The sequence below is a fragment of the Candidatus Chordibacter forsetii genome (genome assembly GCF_964187505.1).
GTDB lineage: Bacteria > Verrucomicrobiota > Verrucomicrobiia > Opitutales > Seribacteraceae > Chordibacter > Chordibacter forsetii.
The window spans coordinates 1-2,712 of record NZ_CAXLML010000157.1 but is presented as its reverse complement, the minus strand read 5'-3'; the positions used below and the strand labels follow the sequence as shown (position 1 = coordinate 2,712).

The 2,712-nt window shown below is 41.2% G+C and carries 2 protein-coding genes and 1 pseudogene; all 3 read right to left on the bottom strand.

The window, feature by feature from the left end:
- Positions 1–28: 28 nt before the first annotated feature.
- Positions 29–679 carry an arsenate reductase/protein-tyrosine-phosphatase family protein gene (locus ACKPQ4_RS06635; protein ID WP_407680410.1) on the bottom strand — a complete coding sequence of 217 codons (651 nt, stop codon included), beginning with the start codon at positions 677–679 and terminating at the stop codon, positions 29–31.
- A gap of 240 nt (positions 680–919) precedes the next feature.
- Positions 920–2,152 carry a SufS family cysteine desulfurase gene (locus ACKPQ4_RS06630; protein ID WP_407680409.1) on the bottom strand — a complete coding sequence of 411 codons (1,233 nt, stop codon included), beginning with the start codon at positions 2,150–2,152 and terminating at the stop codon, positions 920–922.
- Positions 2,153–2,253: 101 nt separating this feature from the next.
- Positions 2,254–2,712: pseudogene (locus ACKPQ4_RS06625) on the bottom strand (c-type cytochrome domain-containing protein); the annotation flags it as partial.

Genomic DNA, 2,712 nt, shown 5'->3' with positions numbered 1-2,712 from the left:
GAGGCAGATGCCCCTTGGAATAAGTAAGTTAAACCAAAGATGGAAAGGACTTAAGTAAATTTTGGCATCCAGTCTCAATGAGACGGATGATTTGATCATATTTGGCTTGGGTCTCAATGAATTCGTCGCTTTCAAAGGGGTCAGGCACATAAGGGGTGTCCCCGGTAGGTAAGAACGCACCGATCGCTTTAACCTCACCACGTATGTAAAAATGACGGGATTTTGTATATTCTTCGCTTTCCCGATCCAGGGTAATGATGAGGTTAGCAGATGATAGCTCGGACATGTTTATCCTGCGAGCATTTCCAGCAAGTTCATAGCCGAATTTCTTTGCCGAATGAACCATGCGTTTATCGAAGGAACAAAATTCATATGCATCTGAAATTCCACGGGCCGATGGACGAATACTTCCAAAGAGATCAGACAGATGCAGCAGTTTACGCATAACCTCTCTGGCCAATGGAGCACGGGACATTCCGCGTTTGCTCAAAAAGAGTACATTGGAAAGTTCCGGGGAATAGTAAGGCGCTTGGTTTTGATAAGCCCCTTCTCCGGATTGGTTAACGAACGATTCTTGTATTAAATCGCTCGGGTCTACTGAGTAGGAAGATCCTTCGAACTTCCCTTTGATTTTCTTGAAGAAATTGTGAGTTTTAGATGATTTGTTTGTTCTAGTCATTGGGTTTTCCAAAAAGTGTTAAAGTAATTGCAATGTTAATAGCGTTAAGTCCCAAAATTAGGAAGCTTGTTCGCGTTTTTTGTAAAAGTTTTTTTCAATCATACAGGACAATGCGCAACTTTCGTGCCAAGCTTACTTAAACAGTGATTCCGAATAAAAAATACTCAGAGCTTTTCGCCCGAATAAAGACTCAAAGAAAATAGACTGTAGTTAGATCGGGACCGCGTTAGTTGGATCAAATCACCCGAGAATTTTCACGGCTCTTTTTACAGCATTTGTAAAAGCGTGAACATCGTCCATTGAGTTGTATAAGGAGAAGGATGCTCTGGCTGTTGCATCCACGCCGATTTTTTGCATCAGAGGTTGGCAGCAATGATGCCCTGTACGGGTGGCAATACCTTCAGCGTCGAGAAGAGTGGCCAAATCGTGAGGGTGAATGCCTGCAATACTAAAGCTAAAGACCCCTGCTTTATCTGACGTGGTGCCATACTCAACCAGACCTTCTATGTCATGCAGTTCGTTTCTCGTCTGAGTAAGTAGTTTTTTTTCATGAGCGTCTACCTGGTGAAAATCGATGCCTGCTAAGTAGTTTATGGCAGCAGCCAAACCAATCGCACCGGCAACATTTGGGGTGCCAGCTTCAAAACGCTGGTTTCCATTAGCAAATGTAGTGCCTTGAAAGCTTACCTGATCAATCATATCCCCACCGCCTTGGTAGGGCTGCATTTCAGTGATTAATTCATTTTTGGCAAAAACTACACCTATTCCCATGGGAGCAAATAGTTTATGACCAGAGAAAACAAAAAAATCACATTCCAATTCCTGCAGATCGACTTTTAAGTGGGGAACAGATTGTGCACCATCCAGAACTACCTTAACACCGTTTTGATGAGCCTCCTTAATGATCTCCCGGACTGGGTTTACTGTTCCAAGAACATTGGACACATGGCAGATGGATAAAATTGCTGACTTTGATGAAGATAAAAATTCGCTAAGTTTTGAGCGGTCTAAAGAGCCATCTTCGAGCAGCGGAACTACCTTGATATCTGCACCAGTATCCTTTGCAACCATTTGCCAAGGTACAATATTGGCGTGGTGCTCCATTTCGGAGAGTATGATTTGATCACCTTTCTTAAGTAAGGGTTTAGCAAAAGAGTTCGAAACAAGGTTGATGCCTTCGGTTGCTCCGCGGGTAAAAATAATTTCTTCAGGGCTAACATTTAGCCAAGATGCTATTGTATTTCTTGCTGACCGATAAAGATTTTCGGCGTCTTCTGCTAGTTCATAAACCCCACGATGTACATTTGAATTATTATTAGAGTAGTAGTGAGTTAATGAATCAATAACACACTGCGGTTTTTGAGTGGTCGCCGCATTATCAAGATAAATTAGGGGTTTCCCACGATTTTTTCTAGCAAGAATTGGAAAGTCCTGTCGGATTTTAGAGTGATCAAAAGCTTTTGATAAGGACATAATTTCATACTACCAAGTAATCCAATAAGAGCCAATTTTAGAAATTAGCGATCAGTATTTTACTTTGGGAGAGTGGGTGGTAAAGATTGATAACTGAGTGCTTAAAAAACAACTTTAGTTTTAGGTAGAGCACTTCTTAAAGACTCAACCCCTTTTTCCGAAATTTCAGAATTCCAAAGATAAAGTTCTTCCAAATCCTTCATCTGAGCTAAGTCCTTGATTGCTCCGTCAGTAACTTTAGTTCCTGACAAGTTTAAGCAGCGTAGAAATTGGAGGTTTTTAATTTTTTTGACTGCTTGATCATTTATTCCCGTGTTTCTTAGCCCAAGCCATGTAAGGTGTTTCATTTTAGACACATTACCTATAGCAGAATTTGTTACTTTTGTACGGGATAAATCAAGGTGGGATATATTGTTCTGTATGCCTGATAATGCTCGCACTGCGTCGTCTTCAATGAGGTTGGGACCTGAAGAAAATTCGGCACGAATCATATTGTGCTTAACTGAAAGAGGTGTAACCAAAGCACCCGTTTTGGATGCAACTTCAATCTGAGTTTTAGA